This window comes from Streptomyces sp. CBMA29, from assembly GCF_014596445.1.
In the GTDB taxonomy this organism is placed as follows: Bacteria; Actinomycetota; Actinomycetes; order Streptomycetales; family Streptomycetaceae; genus Actinacidiphila.
In genome coordinates this window covers 67,616-87,760 of record NZ_MECL01000063.1, presented here as the reverse complement: position 1 = coordinate 87,760, position 20,145 = coordinate 67,616, and the positions used below count along the sequence as shown (strand labels likewise).

Sequence of the window (20,145 nt, the reverse complement as noted above, 5' to 3'; positions counted from 1 at the left end):
GGCACCGGGGCGCTGGGCGGGGGGCGCCTGAGCGGGGGGCGGCGGCACGGGCGGTGCGGCGGGTGAGGCGGGTGAGGCGGGCGTGGCGGCCTCGGCGGCGGGTGCCTCGGAGGGTACGTACGCGGGTACGGCGGGGGCCGGGGGCTGGGCCTGCGGTTGGACCTGCGGTTGGACCTGGACCTGGGGCGGGGGCGGCGCCTGGACGGGGGCGTACGCCGTACCGTTCTCGCCCGAGGTACGGCCGCCGCCGAGTGCGGCCCTGGCGGCGGCGGGTCCGACGGCCTGCGGCGCGCCCGTATTCGTATTCGTACCTCCGACCGGGCCGCCGACCGCGCCGCCCTGGGCGAATCCGGCGGAGACCCCGGCGGCGACACCGCGCTCCAGCCGTTCCAGGCGGGCCTGCAACGAGCGCTCGTCCTCGTAGGCGGCGGGCAGCAGCACGCGGGCGCAGATCAGCTCCAGTTGGAGGCGTGGCGAGGTGGCGCCGCGCATCTCCGTCAACCCCGTATTGACCAGGTCGGCGGCGCGGCTCAGCTCGGCGGCGCCCAGCACCGAGGCTTGCGCCTGCATCCGCTCCACCACGTCGCGCGGCGCGTCAATGAGGCCCTTGTCCACGGCGTCCGGGACGGCCGCGATGATCACCAGGTCCCGTAGCCGTTCCAGCAGGTCGGCGACGAAACGGCGCGGGTCGTGCCCGCCCTCGATCACCCGGTCGACGATCTCGAAGACCGCCGCCCCGTCCCCCGCGGCGATCCCGTCCACCACCTCGTCGAGCAGCGCGGCGTCCGTGTAGCCGAGCAGCGCGGTCGCCATGGCGTACGTCACGCCGTCCGCCGCCGCGCCCGCCAGCAACTGGTCCATGACCGACATCGAGTCACGTACCGACCCGGCCCCGGCCCGTACGACCAGCGGATACACCCCGTCCTCCACCGCGATGGCCTCGCGCTCGCACACCTGCGCCAGGTAGTCGCGCAGCGTGCCGGGCGGCACCAGCCGGAACGGATAGTGGTGCGTACGCGACCGGATCGTGCCGATGACCTTCTCCGGCTCGGTGGTCGCGAAGATGAACTTCAGGTGCTCCGGGGGCTCCTCGACCACCTTCAGCAGCGCGTTGAAACCCTGCGGGCTGACCATGTGGGCCTCGTCGATGATGTAGATCTTGTACCGACTGCTGGCCGGGCTGAAGAACGCCTTCTCCCGCAGATCACGGGCGTCGTCCACACCGCCGTGCGACGCCGCGTCGATCTCGATCACGTCGATCGACCCCGCGCCGCCCCGCGCCAGGTCCACGCACGACTGGCACACCCCGCACGGCGTCGGCGTCGGCCCCTGCTCGCAGTTCAGACACCGCGCCAGGATCCGCGCGCTCGTCGTCTTCCCACAGCCTCGCGGCCCACTGAACAGATACGCGTGATTGACCCGGTTGTTCCGCAGCGCCTGCTGCAACGGGTCAGTGACGTGCTCCTGTCCGATGACCTCGGCGAAGGACTCGGGACGGTAGCGGCGGTACAGAGCAAGGGACACGCCTACGAGGTTATCCGGGCCCACCGACATCCGGCCCCGTCATCCCCGCCGCCCCACGCAAAGACCCCCCACGCACCCGCCAGAGCCCACCTACCCTTGCTGCCTTCCGGCCCTGGGGGAGTTCAGCGAGATAGCGCCACGTGAGGGGCTGCCGCCCACCCTACCCGATCCCCCCCCCCCCATCGAGTTCGCAACCACCCCCCCAAGCCCTGTACTGTTCCCCCCGGAGGATTCGCCTAGTGGCCTAGGGCGCACGCTTGGAAAGCGTGTTGGGGGCAACCCCTCACGAGTTCGAATCTCGTATCCTCCGCACCTTGCCTGAACAGGCAAAACAAAGCGGTCCCGCTGATGACAGCGGGGCCGCTTCGTTGTCCGCTCAGCCGCCGTTGTCCTGGTTTTTGTCCACAGGGGGTGCGGCGGGGCGACCCCAGATGGCTTCGGCGATCTTCTGCGCGACGTCCTTGAGCATGGCGTCCGGCACGTGCAGGTACCGCGCACGCATGCTTGCCGACGTGCCCGGCTCCCACCCCATGATCTGATCAATGACGCGGGTGGGGACACCGAGCAGCATGAGGACCGTCGCGGCGGTGTGTCGTGCGTCGTGCAGTCGCCCGTCCCGGACTCCCGCGTCTGCCAAGAGGCGTTTCCAGTCGTGGTAGTCCGTGTTCGGGCTCAGCGGGCCACCAAGCGGCTTGGTGAACACGTACTCCGACTCGGTCCACAGGTCGCCGGCCGCCTTCCGCTCGCGCGCTTGCGTCTCAGCATGAGCACGGAGCATCGAGACCAGCGGGCCCGGCAGGGGCACGGCACGGCGGCCCGCACGGGACTTGGTGTTCTTCGTCTCCCGACGGGTCTGCACCCGGTCCGGGCAGTAGCCCGCTTTCCGGCCGCACGGCGAGGCTTCCGAGCATCCGTGCTTGTACCGGGGGCGGAGTCGGTTCCGTCGCAGCTTCAGATACTCGTTCTCCAGGTCGACGTCAGACCAGCGCAGTCCGAGCGTTTCGCCCTGGCGGAGCCCGAGCGCCAATGCCAGCATCCAACGGGCGCTATTCCGGCGCTTGTTGGCTTCCAGCAGCAGGCACTGGACCTCTTCCACGGAGTACGGCTCTACCTCGGATTCGTCCTCTTCGATCCGTGGCGGTTTCGCCAGACTGGCCGCGTTCTTCGCCGTGTAACCGCGCCGTGCCGCCTCTCCCAGCGCCGTACGGGCGGTCCGGTGAGCTTGGTGAGCCGTACCGGCCTTGCGCTCCCCGTTCGCCTGCATTCGGCGGTACAGGCTCTCAAGGTGCTCGGGCTGCAAGCGGTCGAGGCGGTGCTTACCGATGCCGGGAACGAGGTGGACGCGAACGGCAACTTCGTACCCGTCATACGTGTTCTCACTGACCGTGGGTTTGGCGATGTTCTCCACCCAATGCTGGAGCCACTTCCCAACCGTCCACGGTTTGCCCGGCTGTTGCGCCGAACCGGCGTCGCGCTGCCTCTCCAATTTCTTGACGGCGTCCAGCAGGACGGGGCGCGTCTTGCGGGTGATGTGGCGGCGGTACGGCTCCCCGTTGTCCCTGTAGCCCATCGGCACGCGGGCGTGCCAACGGCCGTCCGCTCCGAGGTAGATCGCGGATTCGCCGTTGGCGCGGCGAGTGCCCTTCTTCTTGTCCTCTGCCATGGGCAGGCTCCTGTTTCTTGCGTGTCGGGATGGAGCCGGGGCGGCGGGCTGTCCTGTCCGGGAGTGCCGCCGCCCCGGTGTGGTCAAGCTGCTTGGTCGGTGGTGCGGAGTCGGGTGACGTAGGCGGCCGGTGCGTCGACGGGGACGCGGCGGAGACGGCCGACGGGTACGGATTCGAGTTCTCCGGTGCGGATGAGTCCGTAGCAGGTGGTCCGGCCGATCCGCAGTCGGCGGGCGGCTTCCTCAACCGTGAGGAGAACGAGAGTGGTGTCGATTGCCTCGCTGAGCGGAGTGATGTCCACGCGCAGCACCTTTCGTCTCATGGCTTCTCAGGGGGATCTGCCTGTCCTAGGTTCGGATTTCTGCGTCATTGCGTCATGTGCGTCATGCGGGCTTGTGACCTGGGGGTTTGCATGACGCGGGGGTTCGGGGGTGCGTCATGCGTGCGTCATGGGGTGACGCAGCCATGACGCACATGACGCAGGATGACGCAGGATTTTCCGTCTGCGTCATGGTCTTCGCCGCAGCTCAGGCCCGTGTTTTCCGCTCGCATGACGCACATGACGCAGCGGTTTCCCTCTTAGGACAAAGAGGGGGTGTCTGTTGCTGTTGGGTGCGCCTTCAGGCATGAAGAAGGAGCCGCTTCGCGGCACGACCCTTGGGCGGCGCGGTGCGCCGAACAGCAAGAGGAGCACGCCTCGCGCGGGGGTGCTCTTCTTGCTTGTCCGGGTGAACGCTGGTCAGAACGCGTGCTGTTGCTCGGGCGGTGGCGGTGGTGCGGGGCGGGTGATTTCGAGGTAGCGGCCCTCGTAGGTGCGGCCGGAGTCGATGAGGACGCCACGGGCGGCAAGGGTGGGCTGTAGGCGCTTGAGACGGTCGGAGAGGACCTTCCCCGTCGTCGGCCATCCTTTAGGCAGGGAGCGCAGTTCCTCGCCCGCGTAGAGGCGGCTCAGGCGCGCAAGCCACTCCGTGGACGTCATCCGTTCCTGCGTGCCCGGCGTGATCGTGTCGGCGTGCTGCAAGACGGTCTGCGCGAGCAAGTCGCCCTCGATGACGTCGTCGTTGAGGTCGTCCAGACTCGCCCGGTACGCGCCCAACGCACCCAATCCGGTGGCGGCGTCGAGCTGCGCGCACAGGTGGGCGAAGTCCGCCATCCGCAGATCCGTCGGCGTCTCCGCTTCAGCGGCACGGACCTTGACCGTGAGATCCAGCAGCGACCCGAGCACGACCGGCAGCACGTCGGCGTACTCCGCCCACAGTTCCGCCTCGGTCCGCCGGACCGTGGGGCGTTCCAGGCGCAGCGGGAGGAGGCGTTCGGCAAGGTCGGGGCGGATGACGCCCACGTCAATGCCGGTGAGGAGCAAGGGGCGGCGGTAGCGGGAACGGTGGACGTCCCCGTCGGTGAACAGGGCCCGCTTGACGGACTCGGCACCGGTGACGATGCAGCACATCGCGTCGGACAGGTCCGGCGTCATGTGGGACAGGTTGTCCAGTGCCGTGACCCATCCGGCCGCGACGGCCGCGATCAGGTTCTCCTCATCCTTCGGCGCCCGGCGCAGGTCCCCGCTCATGCCCTCAACGATCCGGATGAGCATCCGCCCGCCGGTGGATTTCCCCGCCCCTTGGGGCCCGGTGAGGAACGGCGCGGGCACGGGCACCGACGGCCCGAGGCACCCGATCAGCCACGCGATGGCCAGGCATTCGGTCTCGGCGGTGGCGAAGTTGCACAACCTCAGCAGCAGGTCGATGCCTTTGCCGTCGGTGTCCTTGACCGGCAGGGGGAGTTCCCCGGTGAGCTGGGTGCGGCGCCAGCACACCTCACGGGGATCGGGGGTGAGGATGTCCCACCCGGTGGGGTGGATACGGACCGACCGGCCGTCGTCGCGGCCGAGGTCCAGCCACGTGGCCCCGTCGAATCCGGGGGCAACGCGGATGTTCACCGGCTGCACGTCCTCGATGAGCGCAAGCGCCTCGATCAGGTCCAATGCCTCTTTGAGGGCGGTGCCGTTGAAGACGCCGCGTCCGTCGCGGAACAGGCCGACCATGAGTTCCTGGCGGTGGCTTCCGGTGGTGCCCTGGGAGCGGATCGGCCGGGCCACGGGGTGGCCGTTGCGCTGTGCGTAGACGGTGCCGTCGGCGGTGCGGAAGTACCGGAAGTTCGCTTGCGCGTAGTCGGTGATGATCTCGCGGCCGGGCGTCTTTTCGTCCTCGGACACGGCTACACCCCCAGCCGGGCAAGGGCGTTGGTCCACGCGTCGGTGCAGTGCCGCACGGTCTCGCCCTTGGCCTGAGCGGCGGTGAACAGCCGCCCGATGTGGGTGTCGGTGAGGCACCCGCACCGCCCGTGGGCGGAGAGCACGGCCAGGAACGTGCGGTAGACGGTGGCGTGCACCCCACTGGTCGCGGCGGTGATGGTCTCCTCAGCCATGACGATCCCGCGTTCCAGGTACGTCGGGGTGCGGTGACGGCACACCCCACCCCCAACCGGCGCCGTAACGGTGACCGGCCGCACGGCGACGGGGTTCTTCACGGCCAGTACCCGCACGGCGTCCGGCAGGACCGCGATCATGCCGGTGCCGGGGCCGAGCCAACGGGCGTAGGCCATCGTCGACTTGATGTCGACGCCGGGCCGGACCGCGTTCGCGGATGGCATGGCGCCCCGGTACAGCCAGTGCTCGCCCCGTGTCGTCGGCACGGTCCGGGTGCCGGGCAGCGTCTCGCGGGCCCACATGATGGCGTCGGCGTTGTCGAGGTCGACCACGGTCAGCCCCCCGCCGCCGGGGTGGTAAGCGACAGCCGCCGCCTCTCGCCATACCGCCGCCCACACGGGCGAGGTGAGAACGTTCGGGGCAGTGGTCGCGGCGGCCCATGCGTGGCACGGGCGCGGGCAGGCGCACGGGCCGGGGGTCTTCATGTTCGGCCGCCCGCCGCACGCGTTGCCCTTGCACACGGGGCAGTTGCCGAACGGCACCTTGCCCGCTCGCAGCGGCAGGACCGGGACACCGGCCGCCGCCAGGGCGAGCGCGGTCCGCAGGTGGTTCCCGTCCGGGTGATTCGCGTCGGTGAGATGTCGGGGTTGGCAGTCAGGTGTCATGCTGGACGTCTCCTGTTCTGCAATGTCGGGATACGGAGACCGTGGGCGGCGGGCTGTCCTTGTCCGGGAGTGCCGTCGCCCACGGGCGTAGCTAGAAGGGCGGTTCGTCGCTGTAGCCGCCGGGCCCCCACGGGTCGCGGCCGGTGCCGCGTCGCGGGAGCCACCGGGGACGGCGCGGCAGGGGCAGCAACAGCCACCGGCCGTCGGGGTTCCAGCACGGGCAGTAGGCCCAGTCGGTACCGGCGTACTCGCCCGTGTCGTCGCCGTAATCCCACTCGTGGATTCCCTGACCGGCGCAGTCACCGCAGCGCGGCCGTGGGGTATCGGTCAGGTACAGGCCCGGTCGCGGGAAGTTGGTCCGTTCGAGGCGCAGTCGCATAAGGCGTGTCTCCCTGTCAGCCGTAGAACTTGTTGCGCTTGATGACGGCCTTGCGGATGTTGACCGTCGTGCCCCGGCCGGTGTCGCGGCCGGTGAAGAGCTGCACGGCGACGAATCCGCCGATGAGGACGGCGGCCAGGATGATGAGCTGGGTGACCAGGGCGGTCAGGGCCGCGATGAAGGTGGTCAGCATGAGCAGTCCGCCGCACACGGCGAGGAACCCGACGCCCCCGAGTGCGACGTTGACCGCCGCACGCGAGATGGGCGGCTTGTCGGCGGTCGGTTCGGGCTTGGCGGGCTCGATGGCGTAGCCGGTGATGACGCGGCCGTCGGGCAGGACGATGGTCGTCACGGCCGGGACGGTGCCGGGCTGCACGGGCATGAGCGGGACGGTGGGCGCGGGGGTGAGCGGGGCGGGGGCGTGGATGTTCACGGCCGCCGTGTCGTAGGCGACCGGACGCCGGTACGTGATGGGTTCGTTCATGACGGCTTTCTCCGATCGGTGTCAGGCGCGCAGGTGCGCGAGGGTGTGGGCGGCGCTGGTCATGAAGTCCGTGATGGGTCCGGCCAGTCCGGAGGCGGCGGCGTAGAAGCCGAACAGGAACACCACCACCGCGGCAAGCACGTTGGTCGCGCGCGAGCGGACCGCGAAGAGCGAGGCGACGCCGAAGAGCAGCACGGCGGAAATGGACAGGATCACGAGCGGTCCCCCTGGTTCTGGTTCGGGGTGAACGGACTGCCGGTGGCGGCCGGTTGGTCGTGGGCGGTACCGCGGTCGTAGGTGCGGCGCCAGAGGTTGTAGAGGTGGCGGCCGGTGCGTATGCGCTTGCCGGTGGTCTTGCAGCGGCGGCAGTCCTTGCCGCGCTTGGCGCGGCCCTTGCGGTCGGTGGTCATGGCGAAGCCCCAGCCGGAGCACTTGCGGCAGTTCCCGAACGGCGAGACCGCACACAGCACGGCGTAACAGAGCGTGATGAGCGGGGTGAGGAGGCTAGCGGCGAGGATGAGGGGCATCGGGGGCCCTTTCCGGGCTGTCGGGGAGTTTTCGCAGGTGGGCCGCTAGAATCTAGGGTGCTGATCAGCGGCCGGATGGGGGTCTAGAGGTGCCGCTAGACCTAGCGGGGTGTGCCGCTAGGTCTAGCGGCGGGCAGCTCTAGCCCGCGTCCCGGTTTCCGTCACGCTCCGCAATCGCTGTGAGGATGCGGGAGCGCTCGACGCCCTTGCGGTTGGCGCCCTTCCCGGCCTCGGTCTTGCCCCACACCTGCACTGTGGCGATGCCGAACGGCTTGAGTGCGGACGCCAGTTGCTCCGCGTCCCATCCGCCGTAGACGTCCGGGCGCAGGTCGGCGAGGCGGGCGGTGACGGTCTCGGACCACACCTTGGGCTCTTCGGCCGGGACCACGGCGAGGATGTCTCGCAGCAGGTCGTACCCGGCACGGTCGTCGGGCTCGAAGGCTTCCCCGAGCGCGTGCCCGGACAGCGTCTTCGCGACCTCGCGGAGCTTGCGGGCGCGCAGGCCGATCGCGTCGGCGGTCGGCGCGTCCACGTAGACGGAGGACACGATCCGGGCGTCGGCGCCTTCACCCACGAAGTAGTGGATGCCCTTGTCCTTCCAGGAGAACATCGTGGCCCGGATGCCCCGCTTGTAGCTGGACGTGCCGAGGACCATGTCGTTCTCCAACTGGCCCATGACCTTCAGGCAGAACCGGGCCGACGCGTTCGCGCTGATGCCGGTGGGCAGGGCCTTGGCGTCCGGGCGCTGCGTGGCCAGAAGCAGCACGATCCCTGTCGCGGGGCCGCGCTTGACCAGGTCGGTGCAGATTTCCTCGAACTCCGCGCCGTGCTTGGGGTGTTCGAACCACACCTGGCATTCGTCCACGCCGATCACGATCGGGTGCAGACCCAGCTTCGGCTTGTTCGCGAGTTCGCTGGTGACCTTGGATTCGGGGCAGATGTCCCGCGGCAGCGACCGGATCATCTTCGCCCGGCGCCGCAGCTCCGCCCGCACCTCCCGCAGGTCGGCCAGGGCGTATTCGATGTCCTCGTCATCGTCCCCAGCACGGTGCCGGTGGCTGACGCGCTCGCCGACCGGATCGAGGTCGCCGGTGCCCTTGAGGTCGTAAGTGTGCAGCTCAGCCCGCACGTCCAGCGCGGCGATGAGCAGCAGCAGCCGGAGAAGGAAGGTTTTGCCCATGCGGGGGATGGCGCCGATGACGGCCGCGATGTACATGAGGGTGATCTCCACCCAGCGCCCGCGCTGGTCGGTGCCGAACGCGACGGGCTTGAACAAGTCGACCGATCCGCCCTTGAGCAGGGGCCACACCGGCTTGCGGGCGGTGGACATGTCCTGGTCACCGACCCACATCACCAGGCGGCCGGTGTGTTCGTCCGGCACGGCCTCGGGCCACACGCACCCCAGCGGGCGTCGGAGCCCGGAGGCGAGGCGGTCGCGGCGCTCGATCACGTCGGTGACGGTCACGCCGAACGGCAGGTCGCCTTCCGCGCGCCAGCCGGGACCGTCGCGGGTGATCGGGGCGGTGAAGGTGAACCCGTCACGGCCCTTGCCCTGCGCCTGGTTGATCGAGGGAATGCCGAGAGCCCCGAGCGCGCGCAGCACGATGTCGGACGTGAGCTTGGTCGTCTTGGGCAGGTCCACGGCGCGGCTGACGACCGGCGCGTCGGCCGGTGTGCCCAGCGCCCCCAGCGCGAGGACGACCGCGCCGGTGGAGACGGCAAGAAGCCAGTCCGGGGCCAGCACGTACATCGCCAGGGCCGACCCGAGACCGATGAAGGTGCCCAGCGCGGCCACCAGAGTCCGCAGCCGCACCCGGCCGTCACGCTGCCGGGACAGCTTCAGGTACTCGCCCGCGTCCTCGCGCCGGACCGCGGCGAGCCTCACCGGCTCGCCCTCACGGTCGGCGACCCACCGCAGGGTGGCGCCGGTGAACTTCGCGGCGCCGTACGGCGCCTGCACAGTGAGCCGCGCGGCGTAGTACGGGCAGCGAATCCCGTGGAACGCGGCCAGGTGTGCGTAGTGGCCCGCGGCCCAGCGGACCGCGGTACGGAACTCGGCAGCCGAGCGCAGCCACACCGGCAGGGTGTCCCGCCGCTTTGCCCCCATCAACCGGCCCAGGTATCCCGGACCGGCAACCGCCGGACCGTCCACCATCACCTTGGCCGACGGGTCGCCCGACGCGTCGGGAACCGAGTCGGGCCGGGAGTGGGCCGACCGGTCGGCGCTGGAGTCGGGTGTCGGGTCGGACAACTCCGCCGACTTGGAGTCGGGTGCGGTCGGGTCGGTGTCGGCCGACGCGTCGCGGGCGGACCGGGCCTTGTCCAAGTCGACCACGTCACCGCCGAAGTCGGCCGACATGTCGGCTTCCAATCGGTTGAAGAACTCGTTCTCGTCCTCGTGCTTCACTGAAGGTTCCTTCCAGAAATGGCAGGGGAAGCGGGTCCGGCCGCTGGCCGTGGAAAGTGAGCGGCCGGGCCCCGCGGGGTGGGTCAGCAGGTGCAGTGGTCACCGCAGGCCGGGTCCGGGAAGTCGCAGACGACGCCGTTGGCGTCGGTGTACAGCTCGCAGTCGCAGACCCAGCACTGCCACCGGCCGATCTGCCCGGCGTCCATGTCAGCGCGCGTGCCCTGGTCGGCGTCCTTGGACAGGTCCCGCATGACTTCGCCGTGGCAGCGGGGCGGCCGGTCGGCGGTGACGGTGTCGCCCAAGGACACGTCCTCGAAGTCCGGCCCGACCGGCGCCAGTTCCGGCGTGCCGGGTCGGGTGGTCATGGTCGCCAGGAGCAGGTCGGCAGCCTCGCTGCCGTCGGTCGTGCGGGTCGCGAAGCGCTCGCTGACCTCCCACACGATGCGGTCGGTCGCGGCGGTGTCGCCCGCCTGCTTCGCGGTGATGTAGTCACGGACGGACTGGTGTCGGCTGTCCACGGGACAGCTCCCTTCGATAAAGAACGGTGGTTCAGGCGGCGCGCTGTTCGTTGGGGTAGGCGCAGGGCACGCACATGCCGAGCGAGCCGGGGATGACGTATCCGGCGTCGGTGCGGCAGGCCGGGCAGGTGCGGCGGGCGAGCATGGCGGCGGCGTGCGCGGACCACTTGGCGGGGGTCATCGGCCGGACCGGCTTGGCGAGGTCGAGCCGGTAGAGGTAGGCGACCGCGTAACCGGTCTTGCGGCGGCGGGTGGTGCGCATGATCTGCGCTGCTATCGGCTGTCCGCCCGGCCGCAAGCCCTTTGCCCGCAACTGGCGGCGGGTGGCCATGCCGTCCGGGGCGAGCCGCCACGGAAAGGTGGGGACGCCCCAGGTCACGCCGGTTGGGTCGTAGCACTTGCCGAACGTCGGCGACATCACGCCACCGCCGAAGGGCTGTTGCCCGGGCGGGCGCCGCGGCGGCCGGAACGGCGCCCGGTCATGGTGGCGAACAGCGAGCCGAGACCGGCTCGCCGCACCCCAGCGCGGGCCTGTTTCGCGGCGTACATCGCCTCATCCGCCCGCCGCAACAAGCCCGACAGGTCGTCGCCGGGGAAGTCCGCGACCCGTGCCCACCCGAGCGACACGGTGGTCTGCACCGCATCGTCAGTGCCGGGCGCGGGCCGGGCCAGCACACTGCCGAGCACGGTCAGCAGGTCGCCGACGGTGCCGTGCCGGTCGATGAGCACCGCGGCGAACTCATCGCCCCCGAGCCGTCCGGCGACACCGGACGGGCCGGTGTAGTGGGCGAGCCGGTCGGCGGTCGCCTTCAGCAGCGCGTCGCCCGCGGCGTGCCCGTGCGTGTCGTTGATGTGCTTGAAGTGGTCGACGTCGGCGAGCACCACCACCGCCCGCGAGTCCTTCAACAGGGCGGTGGCGCGGCGGGTGAACCCGTCACGGGTCCACAAGCCGGTCAGCGGGTCACGGCGGGCGGTGGCCAACCGGCCCCGCAGCCAAACCAGATGACCCGCCCACCCGGCCGCCAGCGGGGCAGCGGCGGCCAGGGCCGTGAGCAGGGTGCTCATGCCGCCACCGCCTCGGACTCCGCAGGAACCGCGGGGGCCGCGGGCAATTCCGGGGTGGTGCGTTCGGCGCGCAGCACGTCGCGGACGGTCCGGGCGTGCCCGGCGCCGCACTTGACCGCGGTCCGGATACGGTCTGCGGTCAGATCGGTCACCGGCCAGTCGGCGGTGGCGGTCCGGGCGTCGGCGAGCACATCGTCAACGCTGCGTCGCCCGGAAGGCGGCGCCTTGGGCGCGGGCTTGGCCGGACGCTTACGCGGCACGGGCTTCGGCTCCGCTTCCGACGGCACGGCCGGGACTACCGACTGCGCTGCCGGTGCGGGCGCCTCGGCAACAGGCGCAACGTCGGCGGGCCGGTGGTGCAGGATCTTCGCGACCAGATCGGAGCCGAAGAAGATCGACCCGACCGGCAGCGAGGTCGCCAGCAACACCAGCGACCAATTGGCCGGTGCCCAATCGGCGAGCTGCAACCGACCGGCCGTGCCGTTGTGCAGGGCGGGCACCAGGCCGTGGACGTAGTTCAGGACCAGCGACGCGGCCGTGTACCCGGCCAGCACCCGCAGCGCGAACTTCCGGTCCGTGCCGGTCAGTACGAGGGTGGCCACCAACGCGAGCGCCATCAGACCGTCGACAACGAACGGGTACAGCAGCGCCGCGGTCGCGTCCGCGCCCACGGTCCGGGCGATGTCGCGCTGCGCGTTCCACGACACCCGGAACGCCAGCCCGACCACCACCACTAACGCGCCCACCAACAGCGTCTTCGCAGGCCGGTTCATGCCGCACCCCCCGCCGTGGTCACGGCGGCGGCCGGGGCGGTCGCGTAGGCGGTCAGCATGACCTCGGCACCGCCGTACGGACCCGTTACCCGCAGGACGCGGGTACGGCCGTTGGACTGGACGCGGAAGGTCACCGCGCCGGACTCCATGCCGAGCGCTTCCCGCCACATCTCGAACACGTTGAAGGTGTCGCCGCTCAGGTCGACGTAGTGGAGCGAGAGCTCCACGCGCGCCCCGTCAACGGGCGACAGGTGCACGAACGGCGCGGGCAGATGCGCGCACTCAACAACGATGAGCCGCAAAGCCCGCAGCGCGGGCGCCATCTCTTCCAGGGTCAGCGCCTCACTCATGCCGCTTCCCCCGTCCCCGGCCGGTAGCCGCGAACCGCGCGCCGCAAGAACGGCACGGTACGGGTCAGCGCGTCGGCGTACAGCGCGTCCCAACCGGCAACCTCGTCACCGGCCTCCGCGTCCGCCCGCATGTCGGCCAGGACGTCACGGGCCGCCGCCTCACGCGCGGCGCGGTCGTCGTCCGCCTCGAACTCCAGCGGGCCCCGGAACAGGTCGATGTCGATACCGAGCGCCAGTTCCACGAACTCAAAGTCGCCGTGCGCTTCCTGACCGGCGACGAACGTACGCATTCGCATGATGGATCTCTCCTTGAAGGTCGGGATGAGCGCGGGGCGGTCGGCTGTCCTGTCCGGGAGTGCGACCGCCCCGCGAAGAATGGGGGTCAGACGGTGGCGATGATCAGCGCGGCAACCAGCAACCACAGGTGGTGGAAGGACTGGTCAAGCGCGTACGCGCCGGTACCGATGTGCGGGTTGTCGTCGTGGTCGGCGCGCGGGGCACCGAGCCGGTAGAACTGCCCCTTGCCGGTTACCCGAGCCAGCCACGCGAGCGTGCTGCGCCGGTCAGCCCACCAGTGGGTGACCGCGTCGACGCCGAGACCGGCGACGACGGCGGGCACCGACAGGTGCAGCCCCAGCAACGCGGCGGCCGGGATGAGCACGGCAAGCTTGGTGAGCGTCAAGGTGGCGACGTGCCGGGCGTCCGCAAGACGGCCGACCCAACCGGGACGCCCCTTCTGCGCGGACTGATGCGAGGTCTGAACCCAGTGGTCACCCACACTGTGGGCGACGTACAGGGCGATGAACACGGCGGCGAACGTGGCAGCGTGCATCGGGTGAGATCTCCTGATCGAGTCGGGAACGGGATCTCCGACGCGGCGGGCTGTCCTGTCCGGGAGTGCCGCCGCGACCGGAGATCAGAGGCCAACGCCGCACGTAGCGGCGGACCAAGTAGCCCCGGACGGAAGTCGATTCCGCGCCCTTCACGGCTGGTCACCGGGGCTGACGGACATCACCCGGCCGTCACGGGGACGAGGTCAACCCCCGTCGATCTCAAAGCTCTCTGTTGAGTTTTCAAGGAACCGACGCTTCCTTCGTACTCACCCCCTCGGGCTTTCCTCCGGCGCTGTCTGTGCAGGTCAAGCAGCTCCCCTTTAAGTCGGGGCGACCTTTCACGAACTAGCTTGCACTAGTCTGCTGTGGTGCACAACCCCTAGGGGGTGATGCGCACTAGTTCGCTGTGGTGGGTACCCTCAAGGAATGACTGTCACAGGAGGGCCGAAGCCGAAGGCGGTGCAGGTCGCAGACGCGCTGCGCGACGACATCAAGAAGATGAAGCCGGGGGAAAAACTCCCCTCTCAGCGAGAGCTGATGGACCGCTTCGGGTACGCAAGCCAAACCATCCAGAACGGGCTAGCCGCGCTCCGGGTCGATGGGCTGATCGTGTCAGCGGGGAACCTGGGCAACTTCGTCAGTGACGGGTCTGCCCCAAGCAGCGACGTACGTGATGACATCAAGGAAATCCGCTCCCAACTCAAGACGTTGACCGAACGGCTTGAAGCGCTGGAAAGCCGCTCCGTACCGGGTGGCGCTTGATCTGTAACCAGCATGGGAGTAACGGAGCGTGTGAGGTAAGTGACAGCCGGGGGACGACGAAAGGGAGGTGGGGACATGTCCGGTGACACCCCGCTGTCCCCTTCCCTGTCCCCCCGGCCCGCGCGCGAGACTCGGAGTAGAGGCACTCAGAGGAGGGCGCATGACTGACGACAGGCCCGCATGGGCGCGGCGTATCGCTGCCGAACGACAGGCGCGCGACTGGTCACAGCGTGACGCGGTCAGGGCCCTGCGTGCGCACGCACCCACGGAGTTGCCCGCAGAGGACAGCATGATTCGCCAGTGGAAGCGCTGGGAGTCCGGGCAGGCCCCGAACGACTTCTATCAACCGATCATCGCGGCTGTCTTTGGCACAGTGACGCACGCCCTTTTCCCTCTGCCGTCCCGCCGGGACGGAGACAAGGAGATCTTGGCAGCGAGCGGCATGGAGACTCTGGAAATCGTGAGTCGCCTGAACCGATCCGACGTCAACAGTGCGACGCTCGATGCGCTCCGGATCACCACGGACCGACTTTGCTCTGAGTACCCGTTCATGCCGAGTGGTCAACTCCTCATCGAGGGCCGACAGTGGCTTCGCCGCGTCGTTGACCTGCACAGCAAGAGCCTCACCCTTGCCCAGCACCGCGAGGTGATCGCGTTGTCGGGTTGGCTTGCCTTGTTGGTTGGCTGTGTCGAGTACGACTCAGGGGACCGTCACGCGGCCGAGTCGACGCGGCGTGCCGCTCTCTCGCTGGCGACTGAAGCCGACCATGCCGAGGTGGCGGGGTGGGCGCACGAGATGCGGGCATGGTTCGCCCTCACGACCGGCGACTATCGCGGGGTCATCGCGGCGGCGCAAGCCGGTGCGGAGACCGCAGCACACCATGGTGTCGCGGTGCAACTCGCTGGTCAGGAGGCCAAAGCATGGGCGCGACTCGGGGACCGTCGACAGGTTGAGGTGGCACTCGACAAGGGCCGCCGCCTATTGGAAGGGATGCCCTACCCCGAGAACCTTGACAACCACTTCGTCGTAGACCCCGCCAAGTTCGACTTCTACGCGATGGACTGCTACCGGCTGGTTGGTGAGGACCGACTCGCGCGGACACTCGCCGAAGAGGTTCTGCGTGCGGGAACGGACTTTGACGGTACGGAGCGGTCCCCCATGCGGAACGCCGAAGCGCGGGTGACCTTGGGGGTCACCGCAGCGCGTGAGGGCGACCTCGAACAAGCCCTCATCCACGGCGAGCGGGCCCTACAGGGCGAGCGTCAATCTGTCCCGTCCCTGATCATGACCAGTCGAGAACTGGCGGCCGTCATGAGGCAGCGCTACAGCACCGAACCGACGGCACAGGACTACTTGAACCACCTGCAAGACCTGGGCAGGGAGAAGCCGGGATTCCTCCCCACCTGAGCGACACGAACAGCGACGGGTGCGGCCTCAGTTGGAGGCCGCACCCGTCTCCGTTGTGGCGCTCCCCCGCGCCGTTCGTTGTCCTGGTTTTTGTCCAGTGCACCCACGGCCGCCACCGTTCGCCGACGTACGCGCATCCCCTCTGGCCTGCGCGGCGAACGCCTACGGACGTCCCCGTACAGCCCTGCGGACAGTTGGAAAGCGTGTTGGGGGCAACCCCTCACGAGTTCGAATCTCGTATCCTCCGCCATTGCTCTCACCGGGCACGATGTCGAAGGGCCCCACTGTCCGCAGCGGGGCCCTTCGACGTGCGTAGTTGCAGTTTCAGTTGCAGTTGGCTGCTCCAGACCCAGTGATCAAGCTACCCATGGCACCTCGGACACCAGCCCCACCGAACATGGGGGCAGTGGGCGATCTCCACTCTTCCCCTAAGCTTGTTCTTTAACCTGCGTCTGGCTTCTGGCAAGGCAGCTGGCGGGCGTGGGGGTGGTCAGCCGAATCGGGATGCGCTGGTCTGTGGGACAGTTGCATACTCACCAGATGGCCTTGTTCACTGGTCGGTTCCGGGATCCGCGCAGCAGCGAGTACGACTTCATCAGCTCGATCATGGTGCGATGCCCCAGTTGTGCGAAGGCCGCTCGGGTCGTTCTGGCGCCCGAAGATTCCGATCTCGGCGGTCGGATGTTGTTCAGGCCGCGACGTCTGGTCTGCCATGGCTGCGGGCTGTCACGGGTGTGGAGCGGCCGTCTCGTCACACTCTCCCGTGGAACAGCTCAACCCGCGACGGATCCGTACTTCGGTGTCCCGCTGTGGCTCCAGGTTGAAACCCGGCATGGGTGGTTGTGGGCCTATAACCTCGAACATCTCGATCTGATCCGCCGTTTCGTCCGAGCGTCGCTGCGAGAGCGAGCGCCCTGGTATGACACCGGACAGAAGATGACTTTGGTGGCCCGCCTTCCGGCATGGATCAAGCGAGCGAAGAACCGAGACGAGGTGCTGCGTGCCGTCAGTCGGATCCACGCCTCACTGGCTGCCGCCTGAGCTGCTCAAAAGGCGTCCGAACGCCGCTCGAACTTGATCTCTGGTTGTGCTGTTCAGCTGACGCGCGGGCGGCCTTCGTCTGATCATGTGCTCCGACCAAGGTGCACGTGACCAAGACGAAGGCCGTGAGAATGAGTCTGCTGCCTGACGCTGTCCGGAGAGAAGTGTTCGCGGAAGCGTCACGCTTCCGACGCGAATTCTACGAGTGTCTGACCGCGCGAAGCGATGAGTTGCTCGAGCTGGTGGACGCGATTCTGTGTGCGGACCGTGCGGTGAAAACGCCGGTGGACCTGACGTTGCTGCCCGAGCACCGGCGTGGGCACGGAGCGATGTACGGCGGGCCTGAACCACGGCCGGATCGACGTCGGTCGACTGCGGACGGTGCTGGCCGGGCTGCCGCTGCCGCGTTTCGACGGCGGGCGCCCGCAGACCGGACGGCCGCCCGGACGCCAGCATGGCTGTAGTGTCACCCGCTCGTGGTTGCCATACGAGGTGAGGTCATGTCCGAGCACGTCGCCTAACCATTATCCGAAGCCCCACCATCTTGTTCGGTTGCAGACTCGTCTGGCTGCTCACGCCCAGAGGGCTCTTTATCGGCGTCGACCTTGCGCTCGCCGAAGAGGAACGCGTGAACATCAAAATTGGGATCGTGGTTATGTGCGACGAGGCGCGCTTCCCACGTGAGAAGAGCCTCGTTACCGGGCAGTTCTGCGATGGCGTTCGCGGCGAACGTGACAGCCTCATCGTGTCTGCCGGCGGCCTCGAGCTCGTCGGCCCGAAGTTGGATCAGCGCGTCGATGGCGGCGGGAAACGGTGCGTGGTTCTTGATGTACCGGGCGTCGTTTCGTGCCTGAGCCATAGCGACCCAGTCGTCCGCGCTCCAGGCAGGCATCGGATGGTCGGACAGCAGCGAAACTGTGAACGCGCTGGGTGACGGTGTGTCCAGCACGGCCTTGTACTGGTCGATGAAGGCCGCTGCCTCGGGGCAGTGCTCCGCCGGATCAACCAACGCATGCCACAGGACGTGTATGGCGATCAGGGCCGTCTTGGCCTCGCCGTCGGGCAGCTTGGGGACCAGACCTTCGATCTCCTGACAGACTGCGTCGAGGAGAAATCCGTCGGTGTGGTGTCCGGCGATCCGTCCGATGAGTGCCTCGGCGAAACCATCGAGCCGGCGGGACGCCGTCTCCGCCGTGAGTCCGCCGGTCTGCCAGATCCAGTATTGGGGCGCAAGCTGCACTTCAACGATGCCGGGCAGGGCGCCGCGGTAGTCCCAGGGGTCGGGCGCGACCTTCTCTGCATCGGTGACGTACCCGCGGACGACGTGTCTGATGAGGCGCCACAGACCAGGGAGGGTAAGCACGCGCTCGAACAGCTTCTCGGATCACCCGAAGGTTCGTGATCAAATCACTTCATTGCGGAAATAATTGTGGAACGAATTTATCCGCTTCCCCACGGTACGATCGCTTTTCACAAACTAGCGCGGTCACTCAAGCCAGATTTCGACAATACAATAAACTGGCCTTCGCGCTCCGGTCCTCGAAACGTCGATGAACCGAACGACGCATCGAGATCCGACCCTGTACGCGCCCGGGGCACCTTCGGCAAAATATTCTCGCTGTTCACCCTCGCTATTTTGAACCAGGAAGAAGACCTCATCGGATGAGGCGTCAATTTCGAATACAACCCCTTCGAAAATTTCGATTTCACGAATCCCCGCCCGGATTTCTTCTGCATATCCTGACATTCGGAACATCTTAGGGGTGTCCGTCAGGGCGCGAATCCCCCATCGACTCTTCCCGTAGAGGACACTCTCTTCAATCGTATCTTGCGCACAGTAAATAAGCTTCACAATGCACACCGGATTCCAGGCAAGTAATTCATGATTCCCTTCCTTCGAGTTCGCGGTGTCCCGTTTGACGACTCATTCGTCGTCCTCTTCTCCGAATTCTGATGCGAGACCCGCAGCTTCACCTTCAAGAATACTTGCCTCTTCCGCTGCCGCCTGTGCACGCTGTTCGGCTTCAGCCAGGTCCCATGGACCGCCCTCATCATACGGGGCTTTTGAAACTGAAGTCTGATTTTTCGTGAAATCTTCCTGGCAGCTGAAGCAGATGTTCTTGGCGGTCCTGTTTCGCGGACGGATCGCCGCCACGAACTGGAGTTTCTTCGGATTCACGCCGTCTGCATGCGCCTGAGCGGCACAATCATCCTCTGCGCACCACTTCCCCTCTCCTGCGGCCGCCTTTTGCCAATCATAATTTACCCCAACGCATATTCGACCATCTTCAGGATTCCAAGCTGCGGTTATAACTGTGATCTTCCTGAATAGGTTGTTTGTTATTTGCTCATCCGCAACAAGGCCATCAAGATAATCGAGAACGTCGTCTCTCGCCTGTGCCTTTCGGCCAGGTACTCAGGTCGGGCATGTCGGTGATCTCGGTGACCCAGGCGCCCGGCCGCTCGGTGCCGTCCGCGTCGTAGGCCGGCGTCCACGCCTTCTTCGGGATCTTCAGCACGGCCTGGTGGATGGCGTCGGTGACAGTCATCCCGACGGAGTACGACAGCCACCGGCCCGGTTTGAAGAGCCAGTCCAGGAAGGCGTGGGTGCCGCCGGCGGAGTCGGTGCGGATCAGCGTCTGCCGGCCCCGCCGCAGGTGTTTCGGCAGTTGGGCCAGGGCGAGCTGGGCGGTGGTGATGTGATCGGCGGCGGTGTTGGAGCCCGCGTTGCCGGGCCGCAGCAGCGTGGCCACCGGCTCCCCGGACCCGGCCGGGCCGTGGTCGACGAACGCGACGAGCGGGTGATGGCCGAAGGATTTCTTCCAAGTCGCGGTGGCGTCCTGCTTCTCGGAGTGCGCAAGGACCAGCACTCCGTCGATGTCCACGATCACACTCCCACCGGCGGCCGGACTGTTCTCACCGGCCAGCTCCCAGACCCGCGAGCGTACTTCGGCTCGTGCCGTGCGGATCGCGGTGAGCGCCTTCGGCCCGGCTGAAGCGAGGGTGCCGATGAGACGGGAGACCGTCGGGTCGGACGCCGCCGGGCCGAACACGTCGGGCTCGGCCCGCAGCATGGCGACATCGGCCAGGCAGTCCCCGCCCGGAGCCATCGCGAGCGCGACATCCAGCAGGACCTTGCCCGGATCGTGCACCGTCCTCGGCTTGCGCCACGGCGCCAGCGCCGCCGATAGCGCGGTGTCCAGCCCCACCTTGCGGACCGTCTCGACCAGCAGCACCGCCCCGGCCTGCGAGACCGCCCCGCTGCCACCGCCCTCGACGCGGACACGCGGGTACAGCCCGATACGCTTACTCACCTG

Annotated in this window: 22 protein-coding genes, 1 tRNA gene, 1 other RNA gene and 2 pseudogenes; 5 read left to right on the top strand and 21 right to left on the bottom strand. The window is 68.1% G+C overall.

Going from position 1 to position 20,145, the window contains the following annotated elements; genetic code table 11:
* On the bottom strand, positions 1 to 1,524 hold a 1,524-nt coding region (locus BGM09_RS09930; protein ID WP_317452619.1), incomplete at its 3' end, for a DNA polymerase III subunit gamma and tau.
* Positions 1,525 to 1,583: 59 nt separating this feature from the next.
* An RNA gene (gene ffs, locus BGM09_RS09925) (signal recognition particle sRNA small type) lies at positions 1,584 to 1,674 on the bottom strand.
* 75 nt (positions 1,675 to 1,749) lie between these two features.
* On the opposite strand from ffs, the gene BGM09_RS09920 reads away from it, so the two are divergent.
* A tRNA-Ser gene (locus BGM09_RS09920) sits at positions 1,750 to 1,834 on the top strand.
* A gap of 66 nt (positions 1,835 to 1,900) precedes the next feature.
* On the opposite strand, the gene BGM09_RS09915 is transcribed toward BGM09_RS09920, so the two are convergent.
* The 16 genes from BGM09_RS09915 to BGM09_RS09835 form a co-directional block, all read right to left on the bottom strand.
* On the bottom strand, positions 1,901 to 3,187 hold the full coding sequence (locus BGM09_RS09915) for a tyrosine-type recombinase/integrase (RefSeq protein WP_188281109.1): 1,287 nt from the start codon (positions 3,185 to 3,187) through the stop codon (positions 1,901 to 1,903).
* A gap of 83 nt (positions 3,188 to 3,270) precedes the next feature.
* Positions 3,271 to 3,510, bottom strand: a complete 240-nt coding sequence (locus tag BGM09_RS09910; protein ID WP_188281108.1) for a helix-turn-helix domain-containing protein — start codon at positions 3,508 to 3,510, stop codon at positions 3,271 to 3,273.
* A 417-nt stretch (positions 3,511 to 3,927) separates the two neighbouring features.
* On the bottom strand, positions 3,928 to 5,403 hold the full coding sequence (locus BGM09_RS09905; RefSeq protein WP_188281107.1) for an ATP-binding protein: 1,476 nt from the start codon (positions 5,401 to 5,403) through the stop codon (positions 3,928 to 3,930).
* A 2-nt stretch (positions 5,404 to 5,405) separates the two neighbouring features.
* Positions 5,406 to 6,281, bottom strand: coding sequence for a bifunctional DNA primase/polymerase (locus tag BGM09_RS09900; RefSeq protein ID WP_188281106.1), 876 nt, complete (start codon positions 6,279 to 6,281; stop codon positions 5,406 to 5,408).
* A 91-nt stretch (positions 6,282 to 6,372) separates the two neighbouring features.
* Positions 6,373 to 6,660, bottom strand: a complete 288-nt coding sequence (locus BGM09_RS09895) for a hypothetical protein (RefSeq protein ID WP_188281105.1) — start codon at positions 6,658 to 6,660, stop codon at positions 6,373 to 6,375.
* 16 nt (positions 6,661 to 6,676) lie between these two features.
* A complete protein-coding gene (locus tag BGM09_RS09890; protein WP_188281104.1) occupies positions 6,677 to 7,144 on the bottom strand; it encodes a hypothetical protein in 468 nt (155 codons plus the stop codon).
* A gap of 21 nt (positions 7,145 to 7,165) precedes the next feature.
* Positions 7,166 to 7,360, bottom strand: a complete 195-nt coding sequence (locus BGM09_RS09885) for a hypothetical protein (protein ID WP_188281103.1) — start codon at positions 7,358 to 7,360, stop codon at positions 7,166 to 7,168.
* A complete protein-coding gene (locus BGM09_RS09880) occupies positions 7,357 to 7,671 on the bottom strand; it encodes a hypothetical protein (protein WP_188281102.1) in 315 nt (104 codons plus the stop codon). Before BGM09_RS09880 ends, BGM09_RS09885 begins: the two co-directional genes overlap by 4 nt.
* 139 nt (positions 7,672 to 7,810) lie before the next feature.
* Positions 7,811 to 10,078 (bottom strand): cell division protein FtsK, encoded by a 2,268-nt coding sequence (locus BGM09_RS09875; RefSeq protein ID WP_317452618.1) that lies wholly within the window; start codon positions 10,076 to 10,078, stop codon positions 7,811 to 7,813.
* An 83-nt stretch (positions 10,079 to 10,161) separates the two neighbouring features.
* Positions 10,162 to 10,596: a hypothetical protein gene (locus BGM09_RS09865; RefSeq protein WP_188281099.1), complete on the bottom strand. Its 435-nt coding sequence runs from the start codon at positions 10,594 to 10,596 to the stop codon at positions 10,162 to 10,164.
* A gap of 31 nt (positions 10,597 to 10,627) precedes the next feature.
* Positions 10,628 to 11,014 carry an RRQRL motif-containing zinc-binding protein gene (locus tag BGM09_RS09860; RefSeq protein WP_188281098.1) on the bottom strand — a complete coding sequence of 129 codons (387 nt, stop codon included), beginning with the start codon at positions 11,012 to 11,014 and terminating at the stop codon, positions 10,628 to 10,630.
* Complete coding sequence (locus tag BGM09_RS09855; RefSeq protein WP_188281097.1) at positions 11,014 to 11,661, bottom strand: GGDEF domain-containing protein; 648 nt, start codon at positions 11,659 to 11,661, stop codon at positions 11,014 to 11,016. Before BGM09_RS09855 ends, BGM09_RS09860 begins: the two co-directional genes overlap by 1 nt.
* Complete coding sequence (locus BGM09_RS09850) at positions 11,658 to 12,434, bottom strand: DUF2637 domain-containing protein (protein ID WP_188281096.1); 777 nt, start codon at positions 12,432 to 12,434, stop codon at positions 11,658 to 11,660. The genes BGM09_RS09855 and BGM09_RS09850 overlap by 4 nt, the downstream gene beginning before the upstream one ends.
* The gene (locus BGM09_RS09845) at positions 12,431 to 12,784 is read right to left on the bottom strand and encodes a hypothetical protein (RefSeq protein ID WP_188281095.1); all 354 of its coding nucleotides are present in this window, start codon (positions 12,782 to 12,784) and stop codon (positions 12,431 to 12,433) included. The genes BGM09_RS09850 and BGM09_RS09845 overlap by 4 nt, the downstream gene beginning before the upstream one ends.
* Positions 12,781 to 13,074 carry a hypothetical protein gene (locus BGM09_RS09840; RefSeq protein WP_188281121.1) on the bottom strand — a complete coding sequence of 98 codons (294 nt, stop codon included), beginning with the start codon at positions 13,072 to 13,074 and terminating at the stop codon, positions 12,781 to 12,783. The genes BGM09_RS09845 and BGM09_RS09840 overlap by 4 nt, the downstream gene beginning before the upstream one ends.
* Positions 13,075 to 13,166: 92 nt before the next feature.
* The gene (locus BGM09_RS09835; protein ID WP_188281094.1) at positions 13,167 to 13,616 is read right to left on the bottom strand and encodes a DUF3307 domain-containing protein; all 450 of its coding nucleotides are present in this window, start codon (positions 13,614 to 13,616) and stop codon (positions 13,167 to 13,169) included.
* 427 nt (positions 13,617 to 14,043) lie between these two features.
* On the opposite strand from BGM09_RS09835, the gene BGM09_RS09830 reads away from it, so the two are divergent.
* The 4 genes and pseudogenes from BGM09_RS09830 to BGM09_RS37550 form a co-directional block, all read left to right on the top strand.
* Positions 14,044 to 14,379 (top strand): winged helix-turn-helix domain-containing protein, encoded by a 336-nt coding sequence (locus BGM09_RS09830; RefSeq protein WP_223186580.1) that lies wholly within the window; start codon positions 14,044 to 14,046, stop codon positions 14,377 to 14,379.
* 160 nt (positions 14,380 to 14,539) lie between these two features.
* On the top strand, positions 14,540 to 15,787 hold the full coding sequence (locus BGM09_RS09825; protein ID WP_188281093.1) for an XRE family transcriptional regulator: 1,248 nt from the start codon (positions 14,540 to 14,542) through the stop codon (positions 15,785 to 15,787).
* 540 nt (positions 15,788 to 16,327) lie between these two features.
* On the top strand, positions 16,328 to 16,828 hold the full coding sequence (locus BGM09_RS09820; RefSeq protein WP_188281092.1) for a hypothetical protein: 501 nt from the start codon (positions 16,328 to 16,330) through the stop codon (positions 16,826 to 16,828).
* Between the two features lie 131 nt (positions 16,829 to 16,959).
* A pseudogene (locus BGM09_RS37550) lies at positions 16,960 to 17,251 on the top strand (transposase); the annotation flags it as partial.
* Positions 17,252 to 17,345: 94 nt separating this feature from the next.
* Here the strand turns inward: BGM09_RS37550 and BGM09_RS09815 are convergent.
* From BGM09_RS09815 to BGM09_RS09805, 3 genes and pseudogenes are all read right to left on the bottom strand, one after another.
* Positions 17,346 to 18,191 carry a hypothetical protein gene (locus BGM09_RS09815; RefSeq protein WP_188281091.1) on the bottom strand — a complete coding sequence of 282 codons (846 nt, stop codon included), beginning with the start codon at positions 18,189 to 18,191 and terminating at the stop codon, positions 17,346 to 17,348.
* A 561-nt stretch (positions 18,192 to 18,752) separates the two neighbouring features.
* Positions 18,753 to 19,007, bottom strand: coding sequence for a hypothetical protein (locus BGM09_RS09810; protein WP_188281090.1), 255 nt, complete (start codon positions 19,005 to 19,007; stop codon positions 18,753 to 18,755).
* A gap of 220 nt (positions 19,008 to 19,227) precedes the next feature.
* Positions 19,228 to 20,142, bottom strand: a pseudogene (locus tag BGM09_RS09805) (IS1380 family transposase); the annotation flags it as partial.
* Between the last annotated feature and the right edge of the window lie 3 nt (positions 20,143 to 20,145).

Excerpts from the sequence above, each read along its gene's own strand:
- BGM09_RS09830 (WP_223186580.1), top strand. The coding sequence starts at position 14,044 with ATGACTGTCACAGGAGGGCCGAAGCCGAAGGCGGTGCAGGTCGCAGAC.
- BGM09_RS09880 (WP_188281102.1), bottom strand. The coding sequence starts at position 7,671 with ATGCCCCTCATCCTCGCCGCTAGCCTCCTCACCCCGCTCATCACGCTC.
- BGM09_RS09895 (WP_188281105.1), bottom strand. The coding sequence starts at position 6,660 with ATGCGACTGCGCCTCGAACGGACCAACTTCCCGCGACCGGGCCTGTAC.
- BGM09_RS09835 (WP_188281094.1), bottom strand. The coding sequence starts at position 13,616 with ATGCACGCTGCCACGTTCGCCGCCGTGTTCATCGCCCTGTACGTCGCC.
- BGM09_RS09860 (WP_188281098.1), bottom strand. The coding sequence starts at position 11,014 with ATGTCGCCGACGTTCGGCAAGTGCTACGACCCAACCGGCGTGACCTGG.
- BGM09_RS09855 (WP_188281097.1), bottom strand. The coding sequence starts at position 11,661 with ATGAGCACCCTGCTCACGGCCCTGGCCGCCGCTGCCCCGCTGGCGGCC.
- BGM09_RS09845 (WP_188281095.1), bottom strand. The coding sequence starts at position 12,784 with ATGAGTGAGGCGCTGACCCTGGAAGAGATGGCGCCCGCGCTGCGGGCT.
- BGM09_RS09900 (WP_188281106.1), bottom strand. The coding sequence starts at position 6,281 with ATGACACCTGACTGCCAACCCCGACATCTCACCGACGCGAATCACCCG.
- BGM09_RS09850 (WP_188281096.1), bottom strand. The coding sequence starts at position 12,434 with ATGAACCGGCCTGCGAAGACGCTGTTGGTGGGCGCGTTAGTGGTGGTG.
- BGM09_RS09915 (WP_188281109.1), bottom strand. The coding sequence starts at position 3,187 with ATGGCAGAGGACAAGAAGAAGGGCACTCGCCGCGCCAACGGCGAATCC.
- BGM09_RS09910 (WP_188281108.1), bottom strand. The coding sequence starts at position 3,510 with ATGAGACGAAAGGTGCTGCGCGTGGACATCACTCCGCTCAGCGAGGCA.
- BGM09_RS09840 (WP_188281121.1), bottom strand. The coding sequence starts at position 13,074 with ATGCGTACGTTCGTCGCCGGTCAGGAAGCGCACGGCGACTTTGAGTTC.
- BGM09_RS09820 (WP_188281092.1), top strand. The coding sequence starts at position 16,328 with ATGGCCTTGTTCACTGGTCGGTTCCGGGATCCGCGCAGCAGCGAGTAC.
- BGM09_RS09825 (WP_188281093.1), top strand. The coding sequence starts at position 14,540 with ATGACTGACGACAGGCCCGCATGGGCGCGGCGTATCGCTGCCGAACGA.
- BGM09_RS09890 (WP_188281104.1), bottom strand. The coding sequence starts at position 7,144 with ATGAACGAACCCATCACGTACCGGCGTCCGGTCGCCTACGACACGGCG.